Source organism: Klebsiella sp. 141203 (genome assembly GCF_032601985.1).
GTDB lineage: Bacteria > Pseudomonadota > Gammaproteobacteria > Enterobacterales > Enterobacteriaceae > Klebsiella > Klebsiella aerogenes.
Genome location: NZ_JAQIRL010000002.1, coordinates 1 through 25,364 on the forward strand (window position 1 = coordinate 1; position 25,364 = coordinate 25,364).

27 protein-coding genes and 1 other RNA gene are annotated in these 25,364 nt (G+C 56.2%); 16 read left to right on the forward strand and 12 right to left on the reverse strand.

Translation table 11 applies throughout. From position 1 onward, the window contains the following. Nucleotides 1-268 precede the first annotated feature (268 nt). Both queC and PGR29_RS07670 read right to left on the reverse strand, forming a co-directional pair. Nucleotides 269-979 carry a 7-cyano-7-deazaguanine synthase QueC gene (gene queC, locus PGR29_RS07665; protein WP_316424349.1) on the reverse strand — a complete coding sequence of 237 codons (711 nt, stop codon included), beginning with the start codon at nt 977-979 and terminating at the stop codon, nt 269-271. A 66-nt stretch (nt 980-1,045) separates the two neighbouring features. Then, the gene (locus tag PGR29_RS07670; RefSeq protein WP_308959033.1) at nt 1,046-2,746 is read right to left on the reverse strand and encodes an SgrR family transcriptional regulator; all 1,701 of its coding nucleotides are present in this window, start codon (nt 2,744-2,746) and stop codon (nt 1,046-1,048) included. A 107-nt stretch (nt 2,747-2,853) separates the two neighbouring features. Here PGR29_RS07670 and cof point away from each other — a divergent pair, with 107 nt between their 5' ends. Continuing rightward, nucleotides 2,854-3,672, forward strand: coding sequence for an HMP-PP phosphatase (gene cof, locus PGR29_RS07675; protein WP_213317109.1), 819 nt, complete (start codon nt 2,854-2,856; stop codon nt 3,670-3,672). 44 nt (nt 3,673-3,716) lie between these two features. On the opposite strand, the gene PGR29_RS07680 is transcribed toward cof, so the two are convergent. Beyond that, nucleotides 3,717-4,769, reverse strand: coding sequence for a PLP-dependent cysteine synthase family protein (locus tag PGR29_RS07680; RefSeq protein WP_316424351.1), 1,053 nt, complete (start codon nt 4,767-4,769; stop codon nt 3,717-3,719). Nucleotides 4,770-4,884: 115 nt separating this feature from the next. Between PGR29_RS07680 and PGR29_RS07685 the strand changes: the two genes are divergently transcribed. The 5 genes from PGR29_RS07685 (at nt 4,885) to amtB (ending at nt 10,829) form a co-directional block, all read left to right on the forward strand. Continuing rightward, the gene (locus tag PGR29_RS07685; protein WP_015367940.1) at nt 4,885-5,343 is read left to right on the forward strand and encodes an Lrp/AsnC family transcriptional regulator; all 459 of its coding nucleotides are present in this window, start codon (nt 4,885-4,887) and stop codon (nt 5,341-5,343) included. Between the two features lie 43 nt (nt 5,344-5,386). After that, nucleotides 5,387-7,156 (forward strand): SmdA family multidrug ABC transporter permease/ATP-binding protein, encoded by a 1,770-nt coding sequence (locus tag PGR29_RS07690; protein WP_213317111.1) that lies wholly within the window; start codon nt 5,387-5,389, stop codon nt 7,154-7,156. After that, nucleotides 7,149-8,927, forward strand: a complete 1,779-nt coding sequence (locus PGR29_RS07695) for a SmdB family multidrug efflux ABC transporter permease/ATP-binding protein (protein WP_047076842.1) — start codon at nt 7,149-7,151, stop codon at nt 8,925-8,927. Before PGR29_RS07690 ends, PGR29_RS07695 begins: the two co-directional genes overlap by 8 nt. A gap of 241 nt (nt 8,928-9,168) precedes the next feature. Beyond that, complete coding sequence (gene glnK / locus PGR29_RS07700) at nt 9,169-9,507, forward strand: P-II family nitrogen regulator (RefSeq protein WP_015367937.1); 339 nt, start codon at nt 9,169-9,171, stop codon at nt 9,505-9,507. A gap of 32 nt (nt 9,508-9,539) precedes the next feature. Next, a complete protein-coding gene (gene amtB / locus PGR29_RS07705) occupies nt 9,540-10,829 on the forward strand; it encodes an ammonium transporter AmtB (protein WP_020079462.1) in 1,290 nt (429 codons plus the stop codon). Nucleotides 10,830-10,894: 65 nt separating this feature from the next. Here amtB and PGR29_RS07710 read toward each other — a convergent pair whose 3' ends face one another. After that, the gene (locus tag PGR29_RS07710; RefSeq protein ID WP_087860368.1) at nt 10,895-12,379 is read right to left on the reverse strand and encodes a UbiD family decarboxylase; all 1,485 of its coding nucleotides are present in this window, start codon (nt 12,377-12,379) and stop codon (nt 10,895-10,897) included. Nucleotides 12,380-12,498: 119 nt separating this feature from the next. Here PGR29_RS07710 and PGR29_RS07715 point away from each other — a divergent pair, with 119 nt between their 5' ends. After that, nucleotides 12,499-13,389, forward strand: a complete 891-nt coding sequence (locus tag PGR29_RS07715; RefSeq protein WP_087860367.1) for a LysR substrate-binding domain-containing protein — start codon at nt 12,499-12,501, stop codon at nt 13,387-13,389. Nucleotides 13,390-13,423: 34 nt separating this feature from the next. Here PGR29_RS07715 and tesB read toward each other — a convergent pair whose 3' ends face one another. Beyond that, the gene (gene tesB / locus PGR29_RS07720; protein ID WP_045366568.1) at nt 13,424-14,287 is read right to left on the reverse strand and encodes an acyl-CoA thioesterase II; all 864 of its coding nucleotides are present in this window, start codon (nt 14,285-14,287) and stop codon (nt 13,424-13,426) included. 220 nt (nt 14,288-14,507) lie between these two features. Between tesB and PGR29_RS07725 the strand changes: the two genes are divergently transcribed. Further along, entirely contained in the window at nt 14,508-15,020 is a 513-nt protein-coding gene (locus tag PGR29_RS07725) for a YbaY family lipoprotein (RefSeq protein ID WP_015367932.1), read from the forward strand. A gap of 38 nt (nt 15,021-15,058) precedes the next feature. Here the strand turns inward: PGR29_RS07725 and PGR29_RS07730 are convergent, their stop codons facing one another. Together PGR29_RS07730 and PGR29_RS07735 are read right to left on the reverse strand one after the other, a co-directional pair. Next, nucleotides 15,059-15,373, reverse strand: coding sequence for an MGMT family protein (locus PGR29_RS07730; RefSeq protein WP_087860365.1), 315 nt, complete (start codon nt 15,371-15,373; stop codon nt 15,059-15,061). A 60-nt stretch (nt 15,374-15,433) separates the two neighbouring features. After that, complete coding sequence (locus PGR29_RS07735) at nt 15,434-15,832, reverse strand: hypothetical protein (protein ID WP_032705506.1); 399 nt, start codon at nt 15,830-15,832, stop codon at nt 15,434-15,436. A gap of 254 nt (nt 15,833-16,086) precedes the next feature. Here PGR29_RS07735 and ffs point away from each other — a divergent pair. The 3 genes from ffs to PGR29_RS07750 all read left to right on the forward strand — a co-directional run bounded on the left by ffs (nt 16,087) and on the right by PGR29_RS07750 (nt 16,966). Next, an RNA gene (ffs, locus tag PGR29_RS07740) (signal recognition particle sRNA small type) lies at nt 16,087-16,183 on the forward strand. Between the two features lie 313 nt (nt 16,184-16,496). Beyond that, nucleotides 16,497-16,754 (forward strand): hypothetical protein, encoded by a 258-nt coding sequence (locus PGR29_RS07745; RefSeq protein ID WP_015367929.1) that lies wholly within the window; start codon nt 16,497-16,499, stop codon nt 16,752-16,754. After that, on the forward strand, nt 16,751-16,966 hold the full coding sequence (locus tag PGR29_RS07750) for a hypothetical protein (RefSeq protein WP_015367928.1): 216 nt from the start codon (nt 16,751-16,753) through the stop codon (nt 16,964-16,966). The genes PGR29_RS07745 and PGR29_RS07750 overlap by 4 nt, the downstream gene beginning before the upstream one ends. Before the next feature lie 132 nt (nt 16,967-17,098). Here the strand turns inward: PGR29_RS07750 and PGR29_RS07755 are convergent, their stop codons facing one another. Further along, nucleotides 17,099-18,526, reverse strand: a complete 1,428-nt coding sequence (locus tag PGR29_RS07755; RefSeq protein WP_316424352.1) for a PLP-dependent aminotransferase family protein — start codon at nt 18,524-18,526, stop codon at nt 17,099-17,101. An 87-nt stretch (nt 18,527-18,613) separates the two neighbouring features. On the opposite strand from PGR29_RS07755, the gene PGR29_RS07760 reads away from it, so the two are divergent. Next, nucleotides 18,614-19,228, forward strand: a complete 615-nt coding sequence (locus PGR29_RS07760; protein ID WP_087860363.1) for a YczE/YyaS/YitT family protein — start codon at nt 18,614-18,616, stop codon at nt 19,226-19,228. Nucleotides 19,229-19,316: 88 nt separating this feature from the next. Beyond that, nucleotides 19,317-19,670 (forward strand): DUF1428 domain-containing protein, encoded by a 354-nt coding sequence (locus PGR29_RS07765; RefSeq protein ID WP_316424353.1) that lies wholly within the window; start codon nt 19,317-19,319, stop codon nt 19,668-19,670. A gap of 40 nt (nt 19,671-19,710) precedes the next feature. Here PGR29_RS07765 and PGR29_RS07770 read toward each other — a convergent pair whose 3' ends face one another. Then, entirely contained in the window at nt 19,711-21,270 is a 1,560-nt protein-coding gene (locus tag PGR29_RS07770; RefSeq protein WP_316424354.1) for an EAL domain-containing protein, read from the reverse strand. 222 nt (nt 21,271-21,492) lie between these two features. On the opposite strand from PGR29_RS07770, the gene PGR29_RS07775 reads away from it, so the two are divergent. Both PGR29_RS07775 and ykgO read left to right on the forward strand, forming a co-directional pair. Continuing rightward, on the forward strand, nt 21,493-21,753 hold the full coding sequence (locus PGR29_RS07775; RefSeq protein WP_015367923.1) for a type B 50S ribosomal protein L31: 261 nt from the start codon (nt 21,493-21,495) through the stop codon (nt 21,751-21,753). 2 nt (nt 21,754-21,755) lie between these two features. Beyond that, entirely contained in the window at nt 21,756-21,896 is a 141-nt protein-coding gene (gene ykgO / locus PGR29_RS07780) for a type B 50S ribosomal protein L36 (RefSeq protein WP_003859006.1), read from the forward strand. Here the strand turns inward: ykgO and PGR29_RS07785 are convergent. Continuing rightward, nucleotides 21,893-22,603 (reverse strand): GNAT family N-acetyltransferase, encoded by a 711-nt coding sequence (locus PGR29_RS07785; protein ID WP_316424355.1) that lies wholly within the window; start codon nt 22,601-22,603, stop codon nt 21,893-21,895. The two genes, ykgO and PGR29_RS07785, sit on opposite strands and share 4 nt — an antisense overlap. A 102-nt stretch (nt 22,604-22,705) precedes the next feature. Here PGR29_RS07785 and PGR29_RS07790 point away from each other — a divergent pair, with 102 nt between their 5' ends. Next, nucleotides 22,706-24,160, forward strand: a complete 1,455-nt coding sequence (locus tag PGR29_RS07790; RefSeq protein ID WP_113373760.1) for a PLP-dependent aminotransferase family protein — start codon at nt 22,706-22,708, stop codon at nt 24,158-24,160. Here the strand turns inward: PGR29_RS07790 and PGR29_RS07795 are convergent. Continuing rightward, nucleotides 24,135-24,599 (reverse strand): YlaC family protein, encoded by a 465-nt coding sequence (locus PGR29_RS07795; protein WP_316424356.1) that lies wholly within the window; start codon nt 24,597-24,599, stop codon nt 24,135-24,137. The two genes, PGR29_RS07790 and PGR29_RS07795, sit on opposite strands and share 26 nt — an antisense overlap. A gap of 128 nt (nt 24,600-24,727) precedes the next feature. Continuing rightward, a complete protein-coding gene (gene maa, locus PGR29_RS07800; protein WP_087860357.1) occupies nt 24,728-25,288 on the reverse strand; it encodes a maltose O-acetyltransferase in 561 nt (186 codons plus the stop codon). Nucleotides 25,289-25,364: the final 76 nt, after the last annotated feature.

The following is a 25,364-nucleotide window of genomic DNA, read 5'->3' on the forward strand; positions in this document are numbered from 1 at the left end:
GAAGCGCCACCGGGGACGTTGAACTGAAGCTTCGTGCTAATCGATTCCCGGAGGCGGCGCCTGACGCGCCTTTTCCGGGCTACCGGCTGGTGGGACGCTGTGAACCCGTAGCCCCGGTAAGCGAAGCGCCACCGGGGACGTTGAACTGAAGCTTCGTGCTAATCGATTCCCGGAGGCGGCGCCTGACGCGCCTTTTCCGGGCTACCGGCTGGTGGGATGCGGTGCACCCGTAGCCCCGGTAAGCGAAGTGCCACCGGGGACGTTGAACTCAGGCTTCGTTCCCCTGGCCCAGACCGGTTTTTTGCTTCATGACCGCCATCACGCCGGCCTTATCGCCCAGATACTGATTCAGGCCGTTGGCGCGCAGGTTGCAGGCCGCGCAATGGCCACAGCCGTCGCCCTTGATGCCGTTATAGCAGGTGAGCGTTTCGCGGCGAACCAGATCCAACTGGCCCCAATAATCGGCCAGCGCCCAGGTCTCGGCTTTGTTGAGCCACATCAGCGGCGTTTCAAAGCGAATGTCTTTCGCCATGCCAAGGCTAACCGCATGGTGCAGCGCTTTAACAAATTCGTCGCGGCAGTCCGGGTAACCAGAGAAGTCGGTCTCGCAAACGCCGGTAATAATTGCTTCGGCCTTAACCTGATAGGCGTAGATCGCCGTCAGGGTTAAAAACAGAATATTGCGACCTGGAACGAAGGTATTCGGAATACCATCGGCATCCGGCTCGTAATCCGGTACCGGGATGCTATCGCGCGTCAGGCTGCTCACCGCCAGTTCGTTAAGCAGGGTAACGTCCAGCACTTTATGCGCCACCGCGCCCAGTTTTAGCGCCAGCTCGCGAGCCACGTCAATCTCGGCGCGGTGGCGTTGGCCATAATCAAAAGTGACGCAATGCACTTCATCATACTGTTCCAGTGCCTGCACCAGGCAGGTTGTTGAGTCTTGTCCTCCGCTGAAGACAATTACGGCGCGTTTCATGGCAATTCCTGACTAAATAAGTGAGAGCCATATGGTACCGTCAGACGCTCGCGGCGACCAGCTCTCTCACGTCGACGATGCCGGTAGCCAGGCGCTGGTAAAGTCGAACCAACCTCTGGCATTAAGGCGCAGGCCGTTAACCCCCGGCGGCGCGCTGATGCGGTAATTGTATTTGAATAACGGCGTCATGATGGCGTCATCCATCAGCGTATTGAAGACGTTGCGCAGGGCATCGTTGCGGCTACGCGCTTCGGGCTGCGCCTGCACGGCATCTAACGTAGCCTGCAGGTGCGCATATTGCGCCCCGCTCAGCAAATGGGGCCACAGCGTGTCGCAGCGCAGCCACTGTTCAAGGGTATATTCCGGCGCTTCGCCAATCAGCCGGTCGCCCATCATCATATCGGCCTGCGCCAGGTATCGGCAGCCGTCCCAATTTTTGGCGTCGTGAAAAATGAGCGTCAGTTCGCAGCCGAGAGTGGCGAGGCGCTGTTTGAGCTGCTCAGCCATAGTGTGTAATTCGACCGGCAAATGATAGAGCAGGGTGAGCTGGGGCGGCAGCGGCACCTCATGGTTTTCCGGGCCCTGAGGAATGGACCAGCCGGGCAGCACCTCATGGCTCGGCGTGATCAGATCTTCATCCAGCGGTAGCGTTTCCAGCAACGACGAGCGGTGGATAATCGAAATCAGCCGCTGGGCCTGCGCTTTACTGAGACGTGGACTCTGACGCAGGGTCAAATAGCAGAAGCCGAGGCTGATGCTATTGCTCACCTGGCGCAAATTATTGAGCTCTTCTGGATCGCCGATGGTGATCTGTACTGGATGGCGACAGCTGGTGCCGAGATCGCTTTCGAATAGCTGCGGCGTGATCCAATATTCTACCGCCTGGATCAGCGGATGCTGTAAATGGTAGCGGGGATGGTTCTCCAGCCGGACCAGATCCGGGCCAAAAAGCTTTATTCGGAACGGACCGCTACCGAGCGCCGGATCGTCAGGATGCGCCAGCACGCTGCAGTAGCTGGCTAAACGGAACGGTAGCCAGTAGTCCGGGCGATGCAGCGTAATCGTCAAACATTGGGCGTGGGTGACATCGATGCGGCTAATGCTGGCAAAAAGGGTGCGGAGAGCCGGCAGTTCCAGTAGCAACAGTAGTCTTTGCCGCAGCTGTGAGGTTTCCACGGTATCGCCGTTATGCCAGCACAGGGTAGAGCGGATATAAAAGTGCCAGCGCAGTCCATCGGGTGATACCTGCCAGTGGTGCGCCAGATCGCCCACCGGCGTACTGTCGCTATCGTCAAAACGCGTCAGGCCGGAATAGATCTGCCCGGCCAAATGTTGTTCCGCACGCCCGGGGAGAAAACCGGGGCGCAGCGGTTCCAGTGGACGATAGTAGGGAATACGCAGTGTCGGGGTATTGTTTTGCCACTGTCCGCCGAGGAAGGGGTGCAACAACGCTTTCAGCTCAACCGGCGCCAGTTGCGCCAGCTCCAGCGCGTTTTGCTGCTGACCCTTATTCAGCGCCTGTTCCATCATTTCGTTACGCAGGCTTTCCGGGGTCTTGTGGAAACTGAGTTGCCCGCGCTTACCGCGCCCGGAGCTGGCCTGCCAGCTTAACCAACCGGCCTCCTGAGCCTGACGCAGCAGCGTACGGATATGACGCTCGCTGCAAAAGCAGCGTTCAGCCAACTCGCCCACGGTCACCTGCTGCGGTGCGCCGGACGACGGCAGCCATAGCCGCTGGTATTGATTTAATCGGTTTAATAATCTCATTTGCCGAAAACCCGGAACAATAAAAAATATCTATTCACTATTACTTCCGTATATCTCAGGCGATACTGCAACACAAGCGAAACCCATCACACATCGGGGAAAATACCATGGCAAAATTAGCGGCATTTGATATGGACGGCACCCTGCTGATGCCGGACCATCGTCTCGGAGAACAGACTCTGACGGCGCTGAGACGGCTGCGTGAACGCGATATCGCCCTGACCTTTGCCACCGGTCGCCATGCTCTGGAAATGCACCATGTGATCGGCGAGTTTTCCCTTGATGCTTTTCTGATTACCGGTAACGGCACGCGCATCCATTCACTGGAAGGTGAAGAGCTGTATCGCCAGGATCTAAATCCGGAAGTGGCGGAAGAGGTGCTGCACAGCGTGTGGGATACTCAGGCGAGTATGCACGTTTTCAATGATGGCGGCTGGTTTACCGGCCAGGCAAGGCCGGAACTGCTCCGGGCTCACGCCTTCAGCGGCTTTCATTATCAACTGCGCGATCCGAAACGGATGCCGGCGCATCACGTCACCAAGATCTGTTTCTGCGGCGATCATGACGATCTGCGCCGTCTGCGGATCCAGCTAAATGAAGCGCTAGGCGATCGCGCGTTTCTTTGTTTCTCGGCGATGGATTGTCTGGAGGTGCTGCCGGTCGGCTGTAATAAAGGGGCCGCGCTGGCGGTGCTGAGCCAGCACTTAGGTTTTACGTTGCAGGATTGCATGGCATTTGGTGATGCAATGAACGATCGCGAGATGCTCGGTAGCGTAGGGCGAGGGTTCATTATGGGCAACGCGATGCCGCAGCTCAAAGCTGAACTGCCGCATCTACCGATCATCGGCGACTGCCGTCATCAGGCTGTTTCTCATTTTTTAACACATTGGCTGGATAATCCTGATCTTCCTTATTCCCCCGAATAGAGAGACCCTACCAGCAAGCCGGATAGCGTTCTATCCGGCTTTTTTTATTGTGCGCCGCTCAGTTGCATAATCTGCGTCTGCCATGGGGTAATATCGCCGATATTCGCCGCGACCCACTGCGGGCTGTAATAGCTTTCGAGGTAACGTTCGCCGCTGTCGCACAACAGGGTAACGATGGAACCCTTGCGTCCTTCATCGCGCATCCGTGCGGCCAGCTGCAGTACGCCCCACATATTGGTACCGGTGGAGGCGCCGACTTTTCTTCCAAGCTGCGTTTCCAGCCACAAGGCGGTAGCGACGCTGGCGGCATCCGGAACGCGCAGCATCTCATCGACGACGTCGGGAATAAACGATGGCTCGACGCGCGGACGGCCAATCCCTTCGATCTTGCTGCCGACCGGGCTGCGCAGGCTGGCGTCGCGGCTTTGCCAGTAATCGAGGAACACCGAATTCTGCGGGTCGACGACCATCAGTTGCGTTTCGTAGCCCTGGCAGCGAATATAGCGGCCGATGGTCGCAGAAGTACCGCCGGTACCGGCGCTCATGACGATCCACGACGGCTGCGGGTAAGGCTCGTGGGTCATCTGGCGGAAAATGCTGTCGGCGATATTGTTATTGCCGCGCCAGTCGGTGGCGCGCTCGGCGAAGGTGAACTGATCCATATAGTGGCCATTCAACTCGCGCGCCAGCATTTCAGAAGCGGCGTAGATTTCGCAGGCGTTGTCGACGAAATGACAGCGTCCGCCATAAAATTCAATCTGTTCGATTTTACGTTTCGCCGTGCAGGAGGGCATCACGGCAATAAACGGCAGGCCCAGCAGGCGAGCAAAATAGGCTTCTGAGACCGCCGTCGAACCCGAAGACGATTCGATAATCGTGGTGCCTTCTTTGATCCATCCGTTGCACAGGCCATAGAGAAACAGCGAGCGCGCCAGACGGTGCTTAAGGCTACCGGTTGGATGCGTACTTTCATCCTTCAGATAAATAGGGATCCCCGGAAAACCAGGCAGCGCCAGGCGGATCAGGTGTGTATCGGCGGAACGCTGATAGTCGGCGTTAATTTCACTAATGGCATGTTTTACCCAGGCGCTGTTCATCTCGGATTCCTGTTTGTCATTTTGTGCCCAGCTTAGCGGATTGTGCGGGAAAAATTGTTGCTATTTGGCCTTTCAATTACAATTACGGGAGTAAATTATTCTCTCTGGTGGCCTTATGCTAGATAAAATTGACCGTAAGCTGCTCTCATTGCTGCAAACTGACTGCACCCTCTCTTTGCAGGCGCTGGCGGATGCCGTTAATCTGACCACCACGCCCTGCTGGAAACGGCTCAAGCGTCTTGAGGACGAAGGCATCCTGCGCGAGCGCGTGGCCATCCTGGATGCGGAAAAGCTGGGGCTCGGGTTAACCGCCTTTGTGTTGATAAAAACCCAGCACCACAGCAGTGACTGGTACTGCCGTTTTGTCAGCGAAGTGTCGCAAATGGCGGAAGTGCTGGGTTTCTGGCGTATGGCTGGAGAGTACGACTACCTGCTAAGGGTGCAGGTCGCGGATATGAAGCGCTATGACGACTTTTATAAACGTCTGGTGAACAGCGTGCCGGGGCTGTCGGATGTCACTTCGAGTTTTGCCATGGAACAGATAAAATACACCACGGCCTTGCCTATTGATTAACGGCTTTTTGCCGCCACGAATTATACATTCAGGATTTTACCGTTTGCGATTATTTGCTCAACTTAGCTGGTACTTTCGCCGGGAGTGGCGCCGCTATCTCGGCGCCGTCGCTCTGCTTGCCGTTATTGCCGTACTCCAGCTAATCCCGCCGAAAGTGGTGGGGATTGTGGTCGATGGCGTGACTAAAGAACATTACACCGCAGAGCAGGTGTGGATGTGGATCGGCGCGCTGGTGGTTATCGCGGTGATGATTTATCTACTGCGCTATGTCTGGCGCGTGCTGCTCTTCGGCGCCTCTTATCAATTGGCCGTTGAACTGCGTGAAGACTTCTACCGCCAGCTCAGCCGCCAGCATCCGGCCTTTTATCTGCGTCACCGTACCGGCGATCTCATTGCCCGCGCGACTAACGATGTTGACCGCGTCGTCTTCGCCGCCGGCGAGGGCGTCCTGACGCTGGTGGATTCATTGGTGATGGGCTGTGCGGTACTGATTGTGATGTCGACGCAAATCAGCTGGCAGTTAACGCTGCTGGCGCTGGTGCCGATGCCGTTTATGGCGCTGGCGATCAAGCGTAATGGCGATGCCCTGCATGAGCGTTTCCGCGTGGCGCAGGCGGCTTTTTCCAGCCTCAACGACCGCACGCAGGAAAGCCTGACCAGCATACGGATGATTAAAGCGTTCGGCCTTGAGGACCGCCAGTCGGCGCAGTTTGCCGCCGATGCGGCGGATACCGGAGCGAAGAACATGCGGGTCGCGCGTATTGATGCCCGTTTCGACCCGACAATTTATATTGCTATCGGTGCCGCTAACCTGCTGGCAATCGGCGGCGGTAGCTGGCTGGTGTTGCAGGGCGAGCTGACCCTTGGTCAGTTAACCAGTTTCGTCATGTACCTCGGGCTGATGATTTGGCCAATGCTGGCGCTGGCGTGGATGTTTAACATCGTTGAGCGCGGTAGCGCCGCCTATGGACGTATTCGTTCGATGCTGGAAGAAGCGCCGGTGGTCAACGATGGTAGCGAAACGGTGCCGGAGGGGCGCGGTTCGCTAAACGTGGCGGTGCGCGAATTCATCTATCCGCAGGCGACGAAAGCGTCGCTGGAGAAGGTTAACTTCACCCTGCAGCCGGGGCAAATGCTCGGTATCTGCGGCCCGACGGGAGCCGGGAAAAGTACCATTCTATCCCTTATTCAGCGCCATTTTGATGTTACCGAGGGTGAGATCCGTTTCCATGATATTCCGCTGTCCTGCCTGCAGCTTGATAGCTGGCGCGGGCGGCTGGCGGTGGTCAATCAAACCCCATTCCTGTTCTCCGATACCGTGGCCAATAACATTGCCTTGGGTAAACCGGACGCGACGCGGGAACAAATCGAGCACGTCGCGCGGCTGGCCAGCGTTCATGATGATATTCTGCGCCTGCCGCAGGGCTATGAAACGGAAGTCGGCGAGCGCGGCGTCATGCTCTCAGGCGGTCAGAAACAACGTATTTCTATTGCCCGAGCGCTGCTGCTGGAGGCGGAAATCCTGATCCTTGATGACGCGCTGTCGGCGGTTGATGGGCGGACGGAGCATGATATTTTGCATAACCTGCGGCAGTGGGGGGAAGGGCGGACGGTGATTATCAGCGCCCACCGCCTTTCAGCATTAACGGAAGCCAGTGAAATTTTGGTTCTGCAACACGGCCATATTGCCCAGCGCGGACGCCATGAGCAGCTTGCCGCCCAGTCGGGATGGTATCGCGACATGTACCGCTATCAGCAACTGGAAGCGGCGCTCGACGATGCGCCGCAGGATGAGGAGGCGACAGATGCGTAATTTCGCCGATCTCTGGCCGACCCTGAAACGTCTGCTGGCCTACGGTTCGCCGTGGCGTAAGCCGCTTATCATTGCGGTTATCATGATGTGGATAGCGGCGGCGGCGGAAGTCAGCGGCCCGCTGCTGATAAGCTATTTCATTGATAACATGGTGGCGAAACAGTCGCTACCGGTGAAGCTGGTCAGCGGCCTGGCGGCGGCCTATATCTGCCTGCAGATCCTTGCCGCTACGCTGCACTATAACCAGGCGCTGCTGTTTAACCGGGCGGCGGTCGGCGTGGTGCAGCAGTTGCGCAGCGATGTGATGGATGCCGCGCTGCGTCAGCCGTTAAGCGAGTTTGATACGCAACCCGTCGGCCAGTTGATATCACGCGTTACCAACGATACCGAAGTGATCCGCGACCTGTACGTGACGGTCGTGGCGACGGTGCTGCGCAGCGCGGCGCTGATTGGCGCGATGCTGGTGGCGATGTTTAGTCTCGACTGGCGAATGGCGCTGGTGGCGGTGGCTATCTTCCCGGCGGTGCTGATCGTGATGGCTATCTATCAGCGTTACAGCACGCCGATCGTGCGTCGCATGCGCGCATGGCTTGCCGATATCAATGATGGCTTCAACGAAGTGATCAACGGTATGGGCGTTATTCAGCAATTCCGCCAGCAGGCGCGATTCGGCGAGCGAATGCGTGAAGCCAGTTACGGCCACTATCTGGCGCGCATGCAGACGCTGCGTCTGGATGGTTTCCTGCTGCGCCCGCTGTTAAGTCTGTTTTCATCGCTGATCCTCTGCGGCCTGCTGATGCTGTTTGGTTTTAGCGCTTCCGGAAGTATCGAAGTCGGCGTGTTATATGCCTTTATTAGCTACCTCGGGCGGCTTAACGAACCGCTGATCGAACTCACCACTCAGCAGTCGATGCTGCAGCAAGCGGTGGTGGCGGGCGAACGCGTGTTTGAGCTGATGGACCGTCCACGCCAGAGCTGGGGTAACGATAGCGCGCCGTTACGCAGCGGCGCGGTGGCGATTGATAACGTCTCTTTTGCCTATCGCGACGATCGGCTGGTGCTGCAGGATATCAATCTGGATATTCCTTCGCGCGGTTTTGTGGCGCTGGTTGGCCATACCGGTAGCGGCAAGAGCACGCTGGCCAGCCTGATGATGGGCTACTACCCGTTGACTAAAGGCGAAATTCGCCTCGATGGTCGCCCGCTATCGTCGTTAAGCCACAGCGCTTTACGTCGGGGCGTCGCGATGGTGCAACAGGATCCGGTGGTATTAGCCGATACCTTCTATGCCAACGTGACGCTGGGCCGCGATATCAGCGAGCAGCAGGTCTGGGAAGCGCTGGAAGCGGTGCAGCTCGCTGACCTTGCCCGTGAAATGAGCGACGGAATTTATACCCAACTGGGCGAGCAGGGCAATAACCTATCGGTGGGACAGAAACAGCTGTTGGCGCTGGCCCGTGTGCTGGTCGAGACGCCGCAGGTGCTGATCCTCGATGAAGCGACAGCGAACATCGACTCCGGTACCGAGCAGGCTATCCAGCAGGCGCTGGCGAAAGTGCGCGAGCACACCACGCTGGTGGTCATCGCCCACCGTCTGTCGACTATCGTCGAGGCTGATACAATCCTGGTGTTGCATCGTGGCCAGGCCGTCGAACGCGGGAACCATCAGCAATTGCTGGCGGCGAAGGGCCGCTACTGGCAGATGTACCAGCTACAGCTGGCTGGCGAAGAGCTAGCCGCCAGCGTTGAGGAGGAGTCACTGAGCGCCTGATGCACCATCAGCAGGCATGGGGGCAGGGGTGACGTGAAGTGGTGCAACTTGCTCACTGAGTGTGCACCGTATTGGTGCATTTTTGCGCATTAGCGGCCATTTGCCGTCTTGCCAGTAACATCCTCGCGTTTTTTTCTCCATAAACGGGCCGATTCACGGCCCGTTTTCATTTTTGGCATATCCCTTGCTTTATCTCCTGTGTTAGCTGCGGCCACTATCAAATACTGACTGGAGGGGATTTATGAAGCTGGTTACCGTGGTAATCAAACCATTCAAACTGGAAGACGTTCGCGAAGCGTTGTCCTCCATCGGCATTCAGGGCCTGACGGTCACGGAAGTGAAAGGCTTCGGCCGCCAGAAAGGCCACGCCGAGCTCTATCGCGGCGCCGAATACAGCGTCAATTTCCTGCCAAAAGTAAAAATTGATATTGCGATTGCCGACGATCAGCTGGATGAGGTTGTCGAGGTGATAGGCAAGGCCGCCTGGACCGGAAAAATTGGCGACGGCAAAATTTTTGTCGCCGAACTGCAGCGCGTGATTCGTATTCGTACCGGCGAATCCGACGAAGCGGCACTGTAATTGCCTGACCACACAGCGATGGGGATGAAGAGATGATGAGAACGACGATGAAAACGGCTCTGGGAGCGCTGGCGCTGCTTCCGGGACTGGCGCTGGCGGCTGAACCGGCGGTGGCGGATAAAGCCGACAACGCTTTTATGATGATTTGCACCGCGCTGGTGCTGTTTATGACAATCCCCGGCATTGCGTTGTTCTACGGCGGCCTGATTCGCGGTAAAAACGTGCTCTCAATGCTCACTCAGGTCATTGTGACTTTTGGCCTGGTTTGCGTGCTGTGGGTTATCTATGGCTATACGCTTGCCTTCGGTAGCGGCGGTAGCTTCTTCGGCAGTTTCGACTGGGTGATGCTGAAGAATATTGAACTGAAAGCGCTGATGGGCTCGTTCTATCAATATATTCACGTCGCTTTCCAGGGCTCTTTCGCCTGTATCACCGTAGGCCTGATCGTCGGCGCGCTGGCGGAACGTATTCGTTTCTCCGCGGTACTGATTTTCGTGGTGGTATGGTTAACGCTTTCCTACGTACCGATTGCGCATATGGTGTGGGGCGGCGGTTTGCTGGCGACCCATGGCGCGCTGGACTTCGCCGGTGGTACCGTCGTACACATCAACGCCGCGGTGGCGGGGCTGGTGGGCGCGTATATGATGGGCAAACGCGTGGGCTTTGGCAAAGAAGCGTTTAAACCGCATAACCTGCCGATGGTCTTTACCGGTACGGCGATTCTGTATGTCGGCTGGTTCGGCTTTAACGCCGGTTCCGCAAGCGCGGCCAACGAAATTGCCGCCCTGGCCTTCGTTAATACCGTCGTGGCGACCGCTGGCGCGATTCTGGCCTGGACCTTCGGCGAATGGGCCACCCGCGGCAAACCCTCGCTGCTGGGCGCCTGCTCCGGCGCGATTGCCGGTCTGGTCGGCATTACTCCGGCGTGCGGTTATGTTGGCGTTGGCGGCTCGCTGATTATCGGTATCATCGCCGGACTGGCCGGGCTGTGGGGCGTCACGGTGCTGAAGCGCTGGCTGCGCGTCGATGACCCATGCGATGTGTTTGGCGTTCACGGCGTGTGCGGTATCATCGGTTGTATCCTGACCGGCATCTTCGCCTCTACCACCCTTGGCGGCGTCGGCTATGCGGAAGGCGTAACGATGGGGCATCAGTTGCTGGTACAGCTGGAAAGTATCGGTATTACCGTGGTGTGGTCCGCCGTCGTCGCCTGGATCGGCTTCAAAGTGGCGGCGATGACCGTCGGCCTGCGGGTACCGGAAGAGCAGGAGCGCGAAGGGCTGGACGTCAACAGCCACGGCGAAAACGCCTACAACGCCTGATGTATTGAGCAATCTCCATAAGCGTCAAAGCCTCCCGCATGGGAGGCTTTTTCTTTGCGTGGAATTTATTTCTTACTGAAGCCAGGGATAAAGCGGTCAACATCCACTTCCATAAACTGGCTGCGCTGGAAGTGGGCTTTCATATTCCACGGGACGGTGCAGTCGAAAATGGTTTTACAGGCAATACCGTTATCGCGAATCGATGGGCTGAAGGCCGGGTCGGATGACGGATCCAGCGGATGACAGCGCACGCCGGGGATAAACACGGTGCTGACATCGCCCTGATAGCGGGTGGTCATCGCCCACATCACGTCGTTGATGTCGAAAACGTCGACGTCTTCATCGACCAGCATCACGTGCTTCAGCTCCGAGAAAGCGGAAAACGCCAATAGCGCGGCCTGGCGCTGACGGCCCTCATCGCTGGGGGTGCGTTTCTTCACCTGCAGCACGGCGAGATATTTACCGGTGCCCGGAGAGGGGCAGTGGACGTTTTGCACAAAGCCTGGAAGTGCGCGCTCTACCATTTGCAGAATGCTGGCTTCGGTCGGGATCCCGGCAAGATTGGTATGCTCATCGCTCGGCCCGATACAGGTTTGCAGAATCGGGTGGCGGCGGTGGGTAATCGCTTTGACTTTAATCACCGGCACTTCCGCCTGAGCGCTACCGGTGTAGCCTGGGAACTCCGGCATCGCTTTCCCGCTGTTGGTATTCTGATCTTCGCGTACCCGCACGCCCGGCAGTAGTTCACCTTCAATAACGATTTCGGCATTGGCGATGGCGCGGGCGTTGACGCTCACGCATTCGCTGAGCTCGACGGCCTGATTACGCAGAGCGCCGGCGATGGAGAGCTCATCAAACCCGAGAGGAGTGGTCGGCGGCTCAAAGCAGGCGCCAATTTCAATCGCCGGATCCACGCCGATGCTAATCGAGATAGGCAACGCTTTCCCGGCCGCCTCGGCTTTTTGCCGGAAAGTATCGAGATGACGTCCTGGTACGAAATACATCGAGATTTCGTCTTTGCTCTGTACGCACAGGCGGTGGATGGTGACGTCATGATCGCCGGTTTCCGGATCCGCGGCGTAGCACATGCCGAGGGTAAAGTAGGGGCCGGCGTCTTCCGGGGTGTTGGTCGGCGCCGGCAAAATTTTGAGAATATCGAAATCAGGATCGCTTGCCAGATGTACCACCTCCTGGCAGGCCGCCTGGTCGCGAGGGATGGTGATTGGGGCGATAGGATTCGCCACGGAGTCTTTGAGCATAAACGCCAGATTTTCCGGCGTGGTGCCAAACAGACGAGCGACGCGCTGGCGTGAACACAGCAGGCCAATAAGCACTCTGACATCATCGTAGCCTTTGACCTTATTAAAGATCATCGCCGGGCCAACGCGGGTCGGGCGCTGTACGGTTCCGTGGGCGCCGACATAGCGGTACACCCCGGAGAGCTCGGCAATGGGGTCAACGGGTTCGTCGGTGTAGATAAGTTCATCATCGTACTGGCTTAGTAGCGCCAAAGCAGAACGCAGATCGGTTACTTTTTGTTGTTCAGACATCATACTTCCTTCAGGTTTCTGGCAATGGCTATTCATTCTCACCAGATACCGATAAGAGTCCAATCACATTTCCCCTTATTTTAATAAGAGATTATTATCAGTGTTTTCGGGAGGACGTGATGGATTATCGACAACTACAGGCATTTACGGTGCTGGCGGAAGAGTTGCACTTTGGCCGGGCGGCGCAGCGTCTGCATATCACGCAACCGGCGCTGACGCAGCAGATTAAAAGTTTTGAGAACGCGCTGGAATTGCGGCTATTTACCCGCGATCGACGCAACGTCGCGCTGACCGCCGAGGGGCAATTTTTGCTGGCCGAGGCGCGGATGATCCTCGGCCACTGCGATAAATTTCGCGAGAATGCGCGCAGTTTGCGGCAGGGGCGCAAAGGGCAGTTGAAAATTGGCTACGTTGGCTCTGCTATTTTCGACCCGGCGTTGAGCGTGTTAATTGGAAATTATCGTCAACGTAAACCCGAAGCCGATCTGCTGATTGAAGAGCATAACGTTAACGACCTGATAACCGGGCTCTTAAGCGAAACGGTCGACCTGGCGTTTATCCGCTCGCCAGGCGCGCAATATGATGAACTGGAGTCGCTGGATATTGCGACCCGGCCGCTGGTAGCGGTGGTGCCTCGCCATCATGCGCTCGCCAGCCGGCGCGCTATTCCACTTGCGGCGCTGGCGGAAGAGACGTTTTTCATTCAGCAGGATCCCAGCGGCGTCGGATTGGGGTGGTCAGCCATCAGCGCCTGTCGGCAGGCGGGTTTTACGCCCCGTAAGATTCAGTACACGCGCGATGTCTCCACGGCGATTGGCCAGGTATCGATGGGGATGGGGGTGACGTTGGTGCCCGAGACGCAAAGCGCCATGCTGGTGTCGGAAGTCAGTTATTGCCTGCTGGAAGAGACCTTTGCCGTAACGACGCTCACGTTGTGCTGGCGGCGGCAGAGTCGCAACGGACTTTTGGGGGATTTTATTGCCGATGTTCGCGAACTGCTTGGCCGTTAGGGGGCGAGCGGGCCCGCCGTGGGCCCGTCGCGAATTAGTTATTGCGGTTACGCATGACACCTTCCTGCACCGTCGAGGCGACCAGAATACCGTCCTGGGTATAGAATTCGCCGCGAACAAAGCCACGGGCGCTGGAGGCGGAAGTGCTTTCGACGCTGTACAGCAGCCATTCGTTGATGTTAAACGGGCGGTGGAACCACATTGAGTGGTCGATGGTGGCGACCTGCATACCAGGCTCAAGGAAGCCGACGCCGTGCGGCTGCAGCGCCACCGGCAGGAAATTAAAATCAGACGCGTAGCCCAGCAGCGACTGATGGACGCGAATATCATCCGGTACTACGCCGTTGGCGCGGATCCACACCTGGCGGGTGGGTTCGGCAACGTGGCCTTTTAGCGGGTTATGGAACTCAACCGGGCGAATTTCCAGCGGTTTGTCGCTGAGAAACTTCTCTTTCGCCTGTGGCGGCAGCAGATGCGCCAGCTTACGAGCGATATCGGTTTCAGAGGGCAGGCCTTCCGGTGAAGGCGCTGACGGCATTGCTTTTTGATGTTCGTAGCCCGGTTCCGGCGCCTGGAACGAGGCGGTCATGTAAAAGATGGGTTTACCGTGCTGGATAGCCGCCACCCGGCGAGCGCTGAAGCTGTTGCCGTCTCGTAGTACTTCAACATCATAAACGATAGGTTTCTGGCTATCGCCAGGACGCAGGAAGTAACTATGAAAGGAGTGAATCAGGCGTTCCTCAGGCACGGTTTCTTTGGCGGCATACAGCGCCTGACCGACCACCTGGCCGCCGAAGACCTGACGTAAGCCGAGGTCTTCGCTCTGCCCGCGAAACAGCCCTTCTTCAATTTTTTCCAGATTTAATAATGCCAGCAGATTGGTTAGAGCCTGACTCATAGTTACCCTCAATTAATGATAGCGGCGCTGACGCAGCGCGTATTGTGGGCAAGTATAACCTGGAATCTCAAGTGGTCCGATGGGTGTAATAATCTGAATAAATGCCCCTTTCCGGGAATTATTCTGAGATCTGTGCCACACTTATTCACGATACTAATGTCTTAGCCATCGTGATGGCAGGACGTACTCCTGTGACTAAAGGGATGAAAAGGAGAACATAATGAAATTTGCCTATATGTTAAGTGCTATCGCCGTTGCTGCGGCCTTATCCGCCTGTGCGAATAACCCGAACAGCAACGCCGCTCATCAGACGACGGCACCCGATCCTTACGGCATTGCCTCACTGAGCTCCTCGCAGCAACAGCCTAATGTTTCCGGGACTATCAATATTCGCCAACGCGTAGCGTTACCGCCGGATGCGGTACTGACCGTGACGCTGTCCGATGCGTCGCTTGCCGATGCGCCAGCGCGCGTATTGTCACAAAAAGCGGTCCGTACTGAAGGTAAGCAGGCGCCGTTCAACTTTGTGCTGCCTTACAACCAGGCGGATATCAAACCGAACGCGCGGATCCTGCTGAGTTCGGCGATTACCGTAAATGGCCAGTTGATGTTTATCACCGATACCGTGCAGACCGTGGTAACCCAGGGCGGTAATCGTGCCGATCTGGTGCTGGTGCCGGTGCAGCATGCGCCAGTGCCGGTGGCTAACGATATGGCGCCGATGGCGCAATAAACGTCTTCATGCCCCTGTTCAGGGGCATTTTTTTGCCCTTAATATACCCAGCGATAGCGTTGCAGGTCGATATGACCGCTGCCGGAGACCTGGACGCCTTCCGCCAGCAGCGCCTGGCGTTGGCGCTGAAGGTCGGGGCCGGTCAGCGAAATATCGCCGTGGCGATTCACCACCCGGTGCCATGGCAGGGTTGAGCCTTCCGGCAGGCGCTTTAACACGCCGCCCACCTGACGCGCCGCGCGCGGTGAACCCGCCAGCAGAGCGACATCGCCATAGGTGGTGACATACCCCTCTGGAATTGAGGCGACTATCTGCCAGACCCGCTGGGGAAAGCTGTCGTGGGCGTCCTCCATCATCACTCCTTCGCGCGAGAAAAGCCCAGAATAAGCGCTAGCCCGCGTGCTGTACAGCCGTCAAAGGACGGTGAATTCCAGCGCCAGCCCGAGGATCTGCATACCGTGAATATTGTCATGCGGGCTGGTAGCGATCAGGCTTTCAAGAAATTTCAGCCGCTGTGATTGCGCATTGATAATCAGTTTGCCGCGCAGCGTCGGGTATTTGAGTGATGAAATGGGATAAACCACCTTGCCTTTGACCTCAACGGGCAGCTTACGCAGCTCGACGTGTTGCAACACGCCCACCGTGGAAAAGAGCAGGGCGACGGGGGTCACTGATAACAACGGCGCGGGACTGACGCTGACGAAATCCAGCAGCAGCTCGGGGCGTAGAAAATTCATGCCGTGAAAGGGTACGGTTACGCCATCAATGGCGGGCATGGGCAAGGTGGTGGTGGGGCGTGGCGATTGAGTCATGCGATTACCGTAGCGGCTACACGTTGAAAAGATACAGGACGAATAAGTATGGCGGGTTGCGGTAAAGTGTGCCGCGATGGGGCTCGCAATCTTTTTCATTGCTGGGACGTATGGCCTTGTGAAGGCACTATTTGCTGTGAAATCCAACGTTTTGCGTAATAAACCAGCAGCTGGGCGCGAGTGGCTTGCAATTCAGGAGTGCTATAGGGATAATGCGCCAGCGCGTTGGTTATCAACGCTCTCAATGGGGGCTCTGTTGGTTCTCCCGCAACGCTACTCTGTTTACCAGGTCAGGTCCGGAAGGAAGCAGCCAGAGCAGACGACGTGTGTGCCGGGATGTAGCTGGCAGGGCCCCCACCCAATTCTGGCGGTCCTGATTTAATTTCCCTTCATTTGATGTGCTTTTATTCTCTGCTACCATTATAGGCAGCTTCACCTCATTTATTGTTTTACGTGATTAAAACGACTCTTTTTCATTCCTTAATTTTGCATTGTCATAAATGTGAAATAATAATGACATACTAATGTCATCTTCATGTCATATATAATGGGCAAATTATTTCCTGGAATTACCAGATATTATTAAGGATAAATAATATCTCTGGATCAAGATGTTAACTTCGTGTATTAATTATGATGATTTTATTGCACGGGAAGCGTGATCATGACCACAGTAGTTCTGAATGTGAAAATTGACGCAGAGTTAAAAGATAAACTGCGTCATTATGCGGAAGTGAATAACGAGAATTTAGGCACGGCTACGGAGAAGCTGCTGCAATTGGCGCTTGCGGCCATTGATTCAGCAGACGAGGCGGGGGTTTCGCATGAGGATATTGATAACCAGCATACCGAAGAGGAAGCGTCGCCGTTAACCCCTAAAGAAATCAAAGCATTACGAAAACTTCTGAAGAAGAAAAGATGAAACAACAATTCTCTACAGCCAGCAGTTACAGTGAAGCCTGTGATCTGCTGCGTTCCGGGTACGTTAAGCACGTGCGCCTGAACTGGAATATCGGTAGTGATGAGTTTTTTCGCATTGCTTCCGACTGGTGTGAAACCGGCGCAAAAATTAAAAAAGATGACGATGGCTTTATTATTTCGCTAAAAGGTTTTCCTATTCCGCGCCAGCATTAATGAAATCACTACACCGCTGTCATCGTAATGACATGCGGCGTGGGCAAGATGGAACTGCAATTTTATAAAACATCTCATATTCATCATGGATGGTGGTTTTTGACGGGCTGATCGCAGCCCGTCGATATTTTATTATATAATTTTACGTGTTCTCGCCATTTCTTTCTGTTGCGTAAGGGTCTGCCACAGCGGTTGTAAAATGCTGAAGGCGTTGCGCAATTCCGTATCTGGTAGCGTGAAAGGCAAACGTAAATAACGGTCGAAGGCACCTTCCAGACCGAATCGCGTACCGGTGCCGATATGAATGCCGGCATTCTCAGCGCGCACCGAGAACTGCGTTGCCAACATCTCCGGCAGCTCCACCCAAAACGATAGCCCGCCCTCGGGGACGGAAAAGCGCCAGTGGGGAAAATATTCCGCCATCAACACAGCGCACATATCACGACGCGCGGCCAGCATTGCCCGCCGTTGCGGCAACAGTGTTTGTTCGTTCTCAAGTAGCCAACAACAAGCCAGCTGTTCCAGCAGCGGCGAACCGAGATCGAGCGTATCCCGCGCCTGGATGAGCGAGGCAATAGTCCGCGCCGGGGCGCGGATCCAGCCAATTCGCAGTCCTCCCCAGAACGTTTTACCCGCTGAACCAATAGTGATTATTGGCGCTTCCGGATTGAAAGCCGCCAGCGGCGCCGGCGGTGGGGCGTTGTACCATAAATCGACCATCGTTTCGTCGGCGACCAGCGTCGTTCGCGTGCTGGCGGCCAAATCGGCGACGCGCTGCCGGGTTTCGCTATCCATGCAGCGACCGGTGGGATTATGAAAATCCGGCATCATAAAGGCCAGCCGCGGCGAAGTTTGCGCAATGGTCGCCGCCAGGCCGTCGCAGTCCCAGCCCTTTTCCGGTAACGCGACGCCTACCGGTCGGCAGGAGGCGCCGCGAATAGCGTTAATCGCCATCGGGTAAGAGGGCGCGTCAACCACCACCCGGTCGCCAGGCCCGGTTAACAGACGCAGTACCAGGGCAAATCCGCTCAGCGCGCCATTCACAATCATCACTTCATCCGCCTGCGTCGGCAGGCCGCGTTCGCTATAGCGGCGGGCAATGACTGCGCGCAAATCGACTAACCCCTGCTGATCGTACCCGGTATAGGACAAATACTGCGGCATCAGCGTCAGCGCGTGGCTGTAGGCTTGATGAATCTCCGGTCCGGCGCTGAGGGCGGCGGTGGCGAGATTGACCGATGGCGCCGAAAGCGTCTGCTCGCCGGGAAGTAGCGGACCGGCAGGTAGCGCAATGCGCGAACCACTCCCCTGGCGACTTTGCAGATAGCCTTCTTCTCGCAATAACCCCAGCGCGCTGGCGATAGTGGTGCGGCTAACATTTAGCGCCGTCGCCAGTTCTCGTTCGCCGGGCAGACGGGTCTCCAGCGCCAGCCGTCCATCGAGGATCAACAGACGCAGCGCTTCCGCCAACTGCCGCCACAGCGGCGCGCGCGAGGAAGGGGACTGCCAGTTGCCGAGCAGGCGTACCAGTGATTGTGTTCCAAAACGACGTACTGACATAGCGATCCACTTTTAAAAAACTGGCCATTAATTACCAATCCATTTTTGCTGATGATGGGGGTATTCGCAATACATACTGAGGTGTTTATGGTCCGTCGCTTGCTACAACTTTATATTGGTCTGGTTCTCTATGGCGTGTCGACGGCGTTATTCGTCCATGCCAACCTCGGGGCCGATCCGTGGGATGTGTTTCATCTGGGGGTGGCGAAACAGCTTAATATCAGTTTCGGCACGGTGATTATTGTGACCGGCGCCGCGGTGCTGCTGCTGTGGATCCCGCTGCGTCAGATGCCGGGTCTCGGCACCATTAGCAATGTCATCGTGCTTGGCCTTGCTGCCGATGCCACGCTCGCGGTACTTCCGCCGCTGGAATCGCTGCCCGCGCGTAGTCTGCTGCTAGCCGGCGCGGTAGTGATGAATGCGATAGCAACCGGGATGTATATCGGCGCCGGTTTTGGTCCCGGGCCGCGTGATGGCCTGATGACCGGATTGCATGCGCGAACCGGTTGGTCTTTGCGTGGTATCCGTACCGCCATCGAAGTCTCGGTACTGCTAATTGGCTGGCTGCTGGGCGGCAAAGTAGGGGTCGGTACTGTGGTTTACGCCTTTGCTATCGGCCCGCTGATCCAGCTGTTTTTACCCTGGTTCCGTCAACCGCGGCCAGTCAGCGCGGCGGTGAAAAGCCGGGAGCTGGCGTCCTGAAATCGCCGTTCGCGATAGCAGCGACTAAACTTATCACTCAGACGCCGACGGATATGCCGCCGGCGCTGTTCACTTCGGAGACTCACTCATGAAGTATGTTGATGGTTTTGTCGTTGCCGTCCCTGCGGAAAATAAGGAGGCATACCGCGAACTGGCAGCAAAATCGGCGCCGCTATTTAAAGAGTTTGGCGCCACGCGCGTGGTGGAGTGTTGGTCGGATGATGTCCCGGAAGGGAAGCTGACGGATTTCCGCATGTCGGTTAAAGCGCAGGCGGATGAGGAAGTGGTTTTCAGTTGGATCGAGTACCCGTCTAAGGAGATCAGGGATGCGGCCAATGCGAAAATGATGAGCGACCCGCGGATCAAAGCGCTTAGCGATAGCTTGCCTTTTGACGGCAAGCGTATGATCTTCGGTGGGTTTGCGCCGATTCTTGAGGAGTAAATCCGGCGGCGCGACTGGTTGCCAGCGCGCCGCACATGAATTAATGCGCTTTAATATTATGTTCCGCCCACTGAACAAATTCCTCTTTCGGTAGCGCCTTACAATACAGCCAGCCTTGCGCGTAATTGACGCCATGCGCGCGCAGCCAGTCGCGCTGAGCGGGCGTTTCCACCCCTTCGGCGACAATCGCCAGATTCAGCGCCTTCGCCATCTCAATGATATGCGGCGTCAGCGGCTTATATTCCAGCGTATCGACAAATGACTTGTCGATCTTCAGCGTATCCACATCCAGCGTCTGCAGGTAGCTGAGGCTGGAATAGCCGGTGCCGAAATCATCGATCGAGATCCGGTGTCCCGCCTGGCGATAGCCAATAATTACCGGCAGGGTGGTTTGCGGATCGACAAAACCGCGTTCGGTAAGCTCAAGAGGAATCTGTTCCGGATTGACTCCCCAGCGCGCCAGCTGCTCCTTGAGTAGCGTGGGTAACGTAGGCGAGCGCAGGTCATCAACCGACAGATTTATGGAGACATGCATCTGCGGATGTTGGCGCAGCCAGGGGCCAAGGTCGGCGAAGATTTTGCGCACAATATCTTCGGTCAACCGGGTGATAAGCCCGGTTTGCTCAGCCAGTGGGATAAAGATATCGGGTGATAAAAAAGTGCCATCCGGCTGCTGCCAGCGGGCCAGCGCTTCTGCGCCGGCGATTTTGCCATCTTCCAGCGAGACTATCGGCTGATAGTAAACCTGGATGGCATCGGATTGCAGCGCATCCAGCATGCCATAACGTGGCGAACGTAATCTGCGCAGCAGGCGTAGAAGTAAAAAAGAGGTCAACAGGCTGGTAAAGAGCCCTATCGGCAGCCATAACAGCAGCTGCTGGCGAAGGCGCGCATCCAGGGGCTGCGTGGACGACCAACTTGCGACGCCAAGACCCAGTTCCGGGATAATATGCACGCGATAGACGGTGTCATTCAGCGTTAGCGTCTCGCTATGGAGGTTTTTAATTCGCGCCCAAACCGCGGGATCGAGAGGTTGGCTGCTGATCACCACCTGATCGTGCTCAGTGCCGAATAATATCGTATGGATCTTTTCCTGGCCGCTGGCAATAACATCAATAAATGATATCGGGTCGATCATCACAATATGATTTTTGTTGCCGAAGGCGGTCATGCGATGTTGCAGGCCGAGGTCATTGATCGAGGTAAGCCAGGTACTGTAGCCGTCGGCGGTCACGTGATCGGGTTGTGGGAATGTCACTGAAACCCGATGATCTTCAAGTGATGAGCACATCGGTACCGAATTACGCAACCATAGTACCTCCTGCACGTAGCGATGGGTGTAGGCAATGCGGCGCATATTCAGCAAATGTTCTGGTGAACAGGCGGTGGCGCTGTGAGCATCGGCTTCTTGTAATGCTTCTTTGGCCTGAGTGGCGACCTGTTCCACGCGCATCACAATACGCTTTGAGTAGTGGTCGAGCTCGCTATAAAACTGCGCCTGCGCCTGACGCATTGCCAGCCAGATGCTTAGGGCGATGGGGAGTACGATAGCGAGAATAAGCACCCCTGTAACCAGACTCATTAAATGGCGAGTCGTCATGGGTATGTCCTTATTTTAACGGGGATTGCACAGAGTATACGCGAAAGCGGAAAAAAGACTCGGATCGCGAATACCGCGATTTGGAGGGGAGGGGGCCGCAAATCATCGTCCATTGAGGCTCCGCGTGGTGCTCGTTGAAGCCGCTAATTTCGTATGGTTGATCTTTAGCTATGAACGGTGTACCTTAATTGTTATGTTATAACATATTGATTGAGGTTCGCCATGAAAGCTAATATTCATCCGCACTACCGTACCGTCGTTTTCCACGATACGAGCGTGAACGAGTACTTCAAAGTGGGATCCACCATTAAAACCGAGCGTGAGATTGAACTGGATGGCGTGACCTATCCGTATGTCACCTTAGATGTTTCGTCTAAATCCCATCCGTATTACACCGGTAAGCAGAAAACGCATGCCACCGAAGGTAGCGCCGCCCGTTTCCGTCAGCGCTTCGGTGGTTTTATTGATGCCAAAAGGAGCTAAATATGCAGGTACTGAACTCATTGCGTAGCGCTAAACAGCGCCACCCGGATTGCCAGATAGTGAAACGCAAAGGGCGGCTGTACGTTATCTGCAAAAGTAACCCGCGCTTTAAAGCGGTGCAGGGGCGTAAAAAACGGCGTTAATTCGTAGGATTGCGAAAGCTCTCCAGCGTGCGATATTGCTGGCCGTTGGCATCAAAATTACCGGCGGCCAGCCACTGACGCATTGCGCTATCCACCTGCGGCCACTCGCTATCAATAATGGAAAACCAATCGGTATCGCGATTGTGGCCTTTTATCACCAGCGCTTGTCGAAAGCGCCCCTCGAACTGAAAGCCTAAGCGCAGCGCCGCGCGCCGCGATGGTTCATTCAGGCTATTGCATTTCCACTCATAGCGGCGGTAGCCGAGCGACTCAAAGACATAACGCATCAGCAGCCACTGTGCTTCGGTGGCCATTGCTTTGCGGCTTAGCAGCGGCGAAAAGTGAACATGGCCGACTTCAACGACGCCGTTTTTGGCGTCAATACGCATCAGCGCTAGCGATCCGACCGGTTGCCCACTGCGTTCATCAATCACCGCGAAGTGAAGCGGATCGTTTAGCTCGCTGATGCTGGCAATCCAGGCGCTGAACTCGGCAACGCTGTTTTCCGGTTCACGCAAAAGCCAGGTCCAGGCGCGGGTATCAGGCGCCTGTCGATAGGCGTTGAACAGCGCTTGCGCGTGTTTGACGGCAAGCGGTTCCAGGCGGCATGACTGTCCTTGCAAGGTCTGGCGCTGCGGCCAGGGACGCGGCTGCCAGTCAGGTAAAGCGTCGCCAACGAGTTGGTTAAATTGGTTGTATTGCGTCATCGGTCAAGTCCTGTTTGCGGGAAGAGTCCTGAGATTAAACGTCTGCTGGTTCCATAAAAAGGGCCATAAAGGTATCTTTTCATGGTGCCACGAGGAGCCATGATGAATATTCCGGACGATGCTTTTTTTACCCTGCTGACGCGCGGGATACAGCAGCGGGGAGACGCGACGCTACAGCGCGCGCTCTATCAGGCGCTGCGCGAGGCCATTTTACAGGGCGAGCTACTCAGTCATAGCCGGTTGCCGGGGGCGCGCGTTATTGCTCAGCGTGCTGGCATATCGCGCAATACCGTAAACAGCGCGCTGGAACAGCTGGCGATAGAGGGATATCTGATCCGCAGTCGTCAGGGGACGTATGTCGCGGCGCTCAATACGCTGGTGGAAAGCGAACCGACGCCGCCAAAGGTTGTGTTACCTGAGCGCTTGCGCGCATTACCGCTGCCGGGGCGACGGGATTCGCCGGCACTGTTGTTGACTACCGGCATGCCCGCGGTGAACTACTTCCCGCTGGCTATCTGGCGCCGTTTGCTCGATCGGGTGCTGCGCGAGGACGGCAGCACGATTCTTGGGTATGGGGAGGCGGCCGGTGAACCGGCGCTGCGCGAGGCGATTGCCCGTCATCTGACCTTATCCCGGGGCATTCGCTGCACAGCGCGGCAAATTGTGATCACTGAAGGCGCGCTGGAGGGGGTTAATCTTTGCACGCATCTGCTGAGCGAGGCGGGGGATACCGCCTGGGTCGAAGAGCCCGGTTATTTCGGCGCCAAAAGCGTGTTTATTAAAGCCGGTCTGCAAATAAAGGGAATTGCGGTTGATAGCGATGGCATGCGGCCAGATACCGCGGAAGAGCGGGCGCCGAGGCTTATTTTTACCTCACCTTCGCACCAGTATCCGAGCGGGGCGGTGATGAGCGCCGGGCGCCGTCTGGCGTTGCTGGAGTATGCCCGCCAGCATGATGCGTGGATTATTGAAGATGACTATGACAGCGAGTTTCGCTACAGCGGCGAACCCATTCAGGCGATGCTCGGCATGGTGGCGCAGGCGCCGGTGGTTTACCTTGGTACCTTCAGTAAAACGCTCTTCCCGTCACTTAGGATAGGATTTGCAGTAATGCCTCCGGCGCTGGCCGAGGCGGCGCAGGAGGCGATCGGCGCGCTGTTGCGCGGCGGCCATCGGCTGGAGCAGCGTGCGCTGGCGCTGTTCATCGAAGAGGGGCATTATGCTCGCCATCTGGCTTCAATGCGCCGGTTGTATCGTCGGCGTCAGCAGCTGTTACGCGAGGCGGTCGCAAGCGAATTCGCGCTGGCGAATGAGATTTGGGGCGGAGAGGGCGGGCTGCATTTAACCGTCGCCATTGATGGCATCGACGATGTGCAAATTGTCGAGCAGGCGCGACGTTATCAAATGGCGCCAGCGGCGCTAAGCCGCTTTTATCTTAACCAGCAGACCGCGCGTAGCGGCCTGGTGTTGGGATATGGTAATACGTCAGCGGCGCATTTCGTACCGGCGCTGCGGACGTTGAACCGGCTAATCAAGCAGCAACGCGGGTCAAGGTGAAAACATCGTAGAACGAGAGTTCACCTTTCGTGGCGATCATTTTCTGCAGTTGGGCTTTCTGCTCATAAGCGACCTGCGGCGATTGCAGAATACCGTCAATCAGCTGCTCAGGGACGAAACGGGTGTTATACCATTCGCCGTTATAACAGACGCGAAAATCGAGCACGTCGATATCTTCATAACGGTAACGCGGGTAGACGTCAAAGAAGAAAAAGCCGTTCAACAGAACAAACAGGACGACCAGCAGCCATACGGAATCAACCAGCGTCTCAGAGCGCAGCATGACGACGAGAGTGGCCAAAAAGGCGGCGTACATGGCGACAAATAGCCACGGGTGATTGCGAATAAAACTGATACTAAAACGCGGGCGATTATCGCGTTTTTCTTTTTCGTTCAGTTCCTCAATGGTGTTGGTTAGCAGGCGCTGTATTTCTGTCATTTTAATCCCCGAATTCTTCGTAGAGCCCGGCATTTCAGGCTCTACGGCTCAGTTTGGCAGTTATTTTATGTTGCCGGAGACTGGGGTTAAAGTAACAGATCAGTTACAGAAAAGCATAACAGTTACTATTATTCGGTTAATAGCTGCTTGATGATTTTTGCAGGATTACCGCCGACCACCGCATTGGCCGGCACATCTTTCACCACCACGGCGCCGGATGCGATAACCGCGTTGTCGCCGATTGTTACGCCGGGGTTGATAACCGCCCGGCCGCCAATCCACACGTTATGGCCGATAACCACCGGTTTTCCGTACTCAATACCGCTATTGCGTTCCGTCGGATCCAGTGGATGGGTGGCGGTATAGATATGGACGCCCGGCGCCAGCATACAGTTATCGCCAATCCGGATCGGGCAAACATCGAGCATCACGCAGTCAAAGTTAGCGTAAAAATTGGCGCCGAGGCTGATGTTATAGCCGTAATCGCAGCGGAAAGTGGGTTCAATATAGGCGTCGGTCGCCTTGCCAAAAAGTTCAGCCAGCAGCGTGGCGCGTATTTCGCGTTCATCCGGCGCAGAGTGATTGTAACGGTGCAGTACCTGCCTGGCGTGCAGGCGGTCTGCTTTTAACGTGGCGTCTCCAGCCAGATACGGCTCGCCGGCGATCATTTTCCTTTTCTCTTCGCTCATGGTCTTCTCCTGGTTAAAGAAAAAACAGTATAAAGCGAAACCGGTTTCATATGCAGCAATACGGGACTCAGACGTT

What these genes read in the sequence shown, in the direction of transcription:
- PGR29_RS07730 (WP_087860365.1), bottom strand. Translation starts at nt 15,373, where the DNA reads ATGGAGGACGCCCACGACAGCTTTCCCCAGCGGGTCTGGCAGATAGTC.
- PGR29_RS07750 (WP_015367928.1), top strand. Translation starts at nt 16,751, where the DNA reads ATGAAACAACAATTCTCTACAGCCAGCAGTTACAGTGAAGCCTGTGAT.
- ykgO (WP_003859006.1), top strand. Translation starts at nt 21,756, where the DNA reads ATGCAGGTACTGAACTCATTGCGTAGCGCTAAACAGCGCCACCCGGAT.
- PGR29_RS07680 (WP_316424351.1), bottom strand. Translation starts at nt 4,769, where the DNA reads ATGAACAGCGCCTGGGTAAAACATGCCATTAGTGAAATTAACGCCGAC.
- PGR29_RS07765 (WP_316424353.1), top strand. Translation starts at nt 19,317, where the DNA reads ATGAAGTATGTTGATGGTTTTGTCGTTGCCGTCCCTGCGGAAAATAAG.
- PGR29_RS07775 (WP_015367923.1), top strand. Translation starts at nt 21,493, where the DNA reads ATGAAAGCTAATATTCATCCGCACTACCGTACCGTCGTTTTCCACGAT.
- queC (WP_316424349.1), bottom strand. Translation starts at nt 979, where the DNA reads ATGAAACGCGCCGTAATTGTCTTCAGCGGAGGACAAGACTCAACAACC.
- amtB (WP_020079462.1), top strand. Translation starts at nt 9,540, where the DNA reads ATGATGAGAACGACGATGAAAACGGCTCTGGGAGCGCTGGCGCTGCTT.
- maa (WP_087860357.1), bottom strand. Translation starts at nt 25,288, where the DNA reads ATGAGCGAAGAGAAAAGGAAAATGATCGCCGGCGAGCCGTATCTGGCT.
- glnK (WP_015367937.1), top strand. Translation starts at nt 9,169, where the DNA reads ATGAAGCTGGTTACCGTGGTAATCAAACCATTCAAACTGGAAGACGTT.
- PGR29_RS07760 (WP_087860363.1), top strand. Translation starts at nt 18,614, where the DNA reads ATGGTCCGTCGCTTGCTACAACTTTATATTGGTCTGGTTCTCTATGGC.
- PGR29_RS07725 (WP_015367932.1), top strand. Translation starts at nt 14,508, where the DNA reads ATGAAATTTGCCTATATGTTAAGTGCTATCGCCGTTGCTGCGGCCTTA.
- PGR29_RS07735 (WP_032705506.1), bottom strand. Translation starts at nt 15,832, where the DNA reads ATGACTCAATCGCCACGCCCCACCACCACCTTGCCCATGCCCGCCATT.
- PGR29_RS07755 (WP_316424352.1), bottom strand. Translation starts at nt 18,526, where the DNA reads ATGTCAGTACGTCGTTTTGGAACACAATCACTGGTACGCCTGCTCGGC.
- PGR29_RS07770 (WP_316424354.1), bottom strand. Translation starts at nt 21,270, where the DNA reads ATGACGACTCGCCATTTAATGAGTCTGGTTACAGGGGTGCTTATTCTC.
- PGR29_RS07685 (WP_015367940.1), top strand. Translation starts at nt 4,885, where the DNA reads ATGCTAGATAAAATTGACCGTAAGCTGCTCTCATTGCTGCAAACTGAC.
- PGR29_RS07745 (WP_015367929.1), top strand. Translation starts at nt 16,497, where the DNA reads ATGACCACAGTAGTTCTGAATGTGAAAATTGACGCAGAGTTAAAAGAT.
- PGR29_RS07670 (WP_308959033.1), bottom strand. Translation starts at nt 2,746, where the DNA reads ATGAGATTATTAAACCGATTAAATCAATACCAGCGGCTATGGCTGCCG.
- PGR29_RS07695 (WP_047076842.1), top strand. Translation starts at nt 7,149, where the DNA reads ATGCGTAATTTCGCCGATCTCTGGCCGACCCTGAAACGTCTGCTGGCC.
- cof (WP_213317109.1), top strand. Translation starts at nt 2,854, where the DNA reads ATGGCAAAATTAGCGGCATTTGATATGGACGGCACCCTGCTGATGCCG.
- PGR29_RS07785 (WP_316424355.1), bottom strand. Translation starts at nt 22,603, where the DNA reads ATGACGCAATACAACCAATTTAACCAACTCGTTGGCGACGCTTTACCT.
- PGR29_RS07790 (WP_113373760.1), top strand. Translation starts at nt 22,706, where the DNA reads ATGAATATTCCGGACGATGCTTTTTTTACCCTGCTGACGCGCGGGATA.
- PGR29_RS07710 (WP_087860368.1), bottom strand. Translation starts at nt 12,379, where the DNA reads ATGTCTGAACAACAAAAAGTAACCGATCTGCGTTCTGCTTTGGCGCTA.
- tesB (WP_045366568.1), bottom strand. Translation starts at nt 14,287, where the DNA reads ATGAGTCAGGCTCTAACCAATCTGCTGGCATTATTAAATCTGGAAAAA.
- PGR29_RS07715 (WP_087860367.1), top strand. Translation starts at nt 12,499, where the DNA reads ATGGATTATCGACAACTACAGGCATTTACGGTGCTGGCGGAAGAGTTG.
- PGR29_RS07795 (WP_316424356.1), bottom strand. Translation starts at nt 24,599, where the DNA reads ATGACAGAAATACAGCGCCTGCTAACCAACACCATTGAGGAACTGAAC.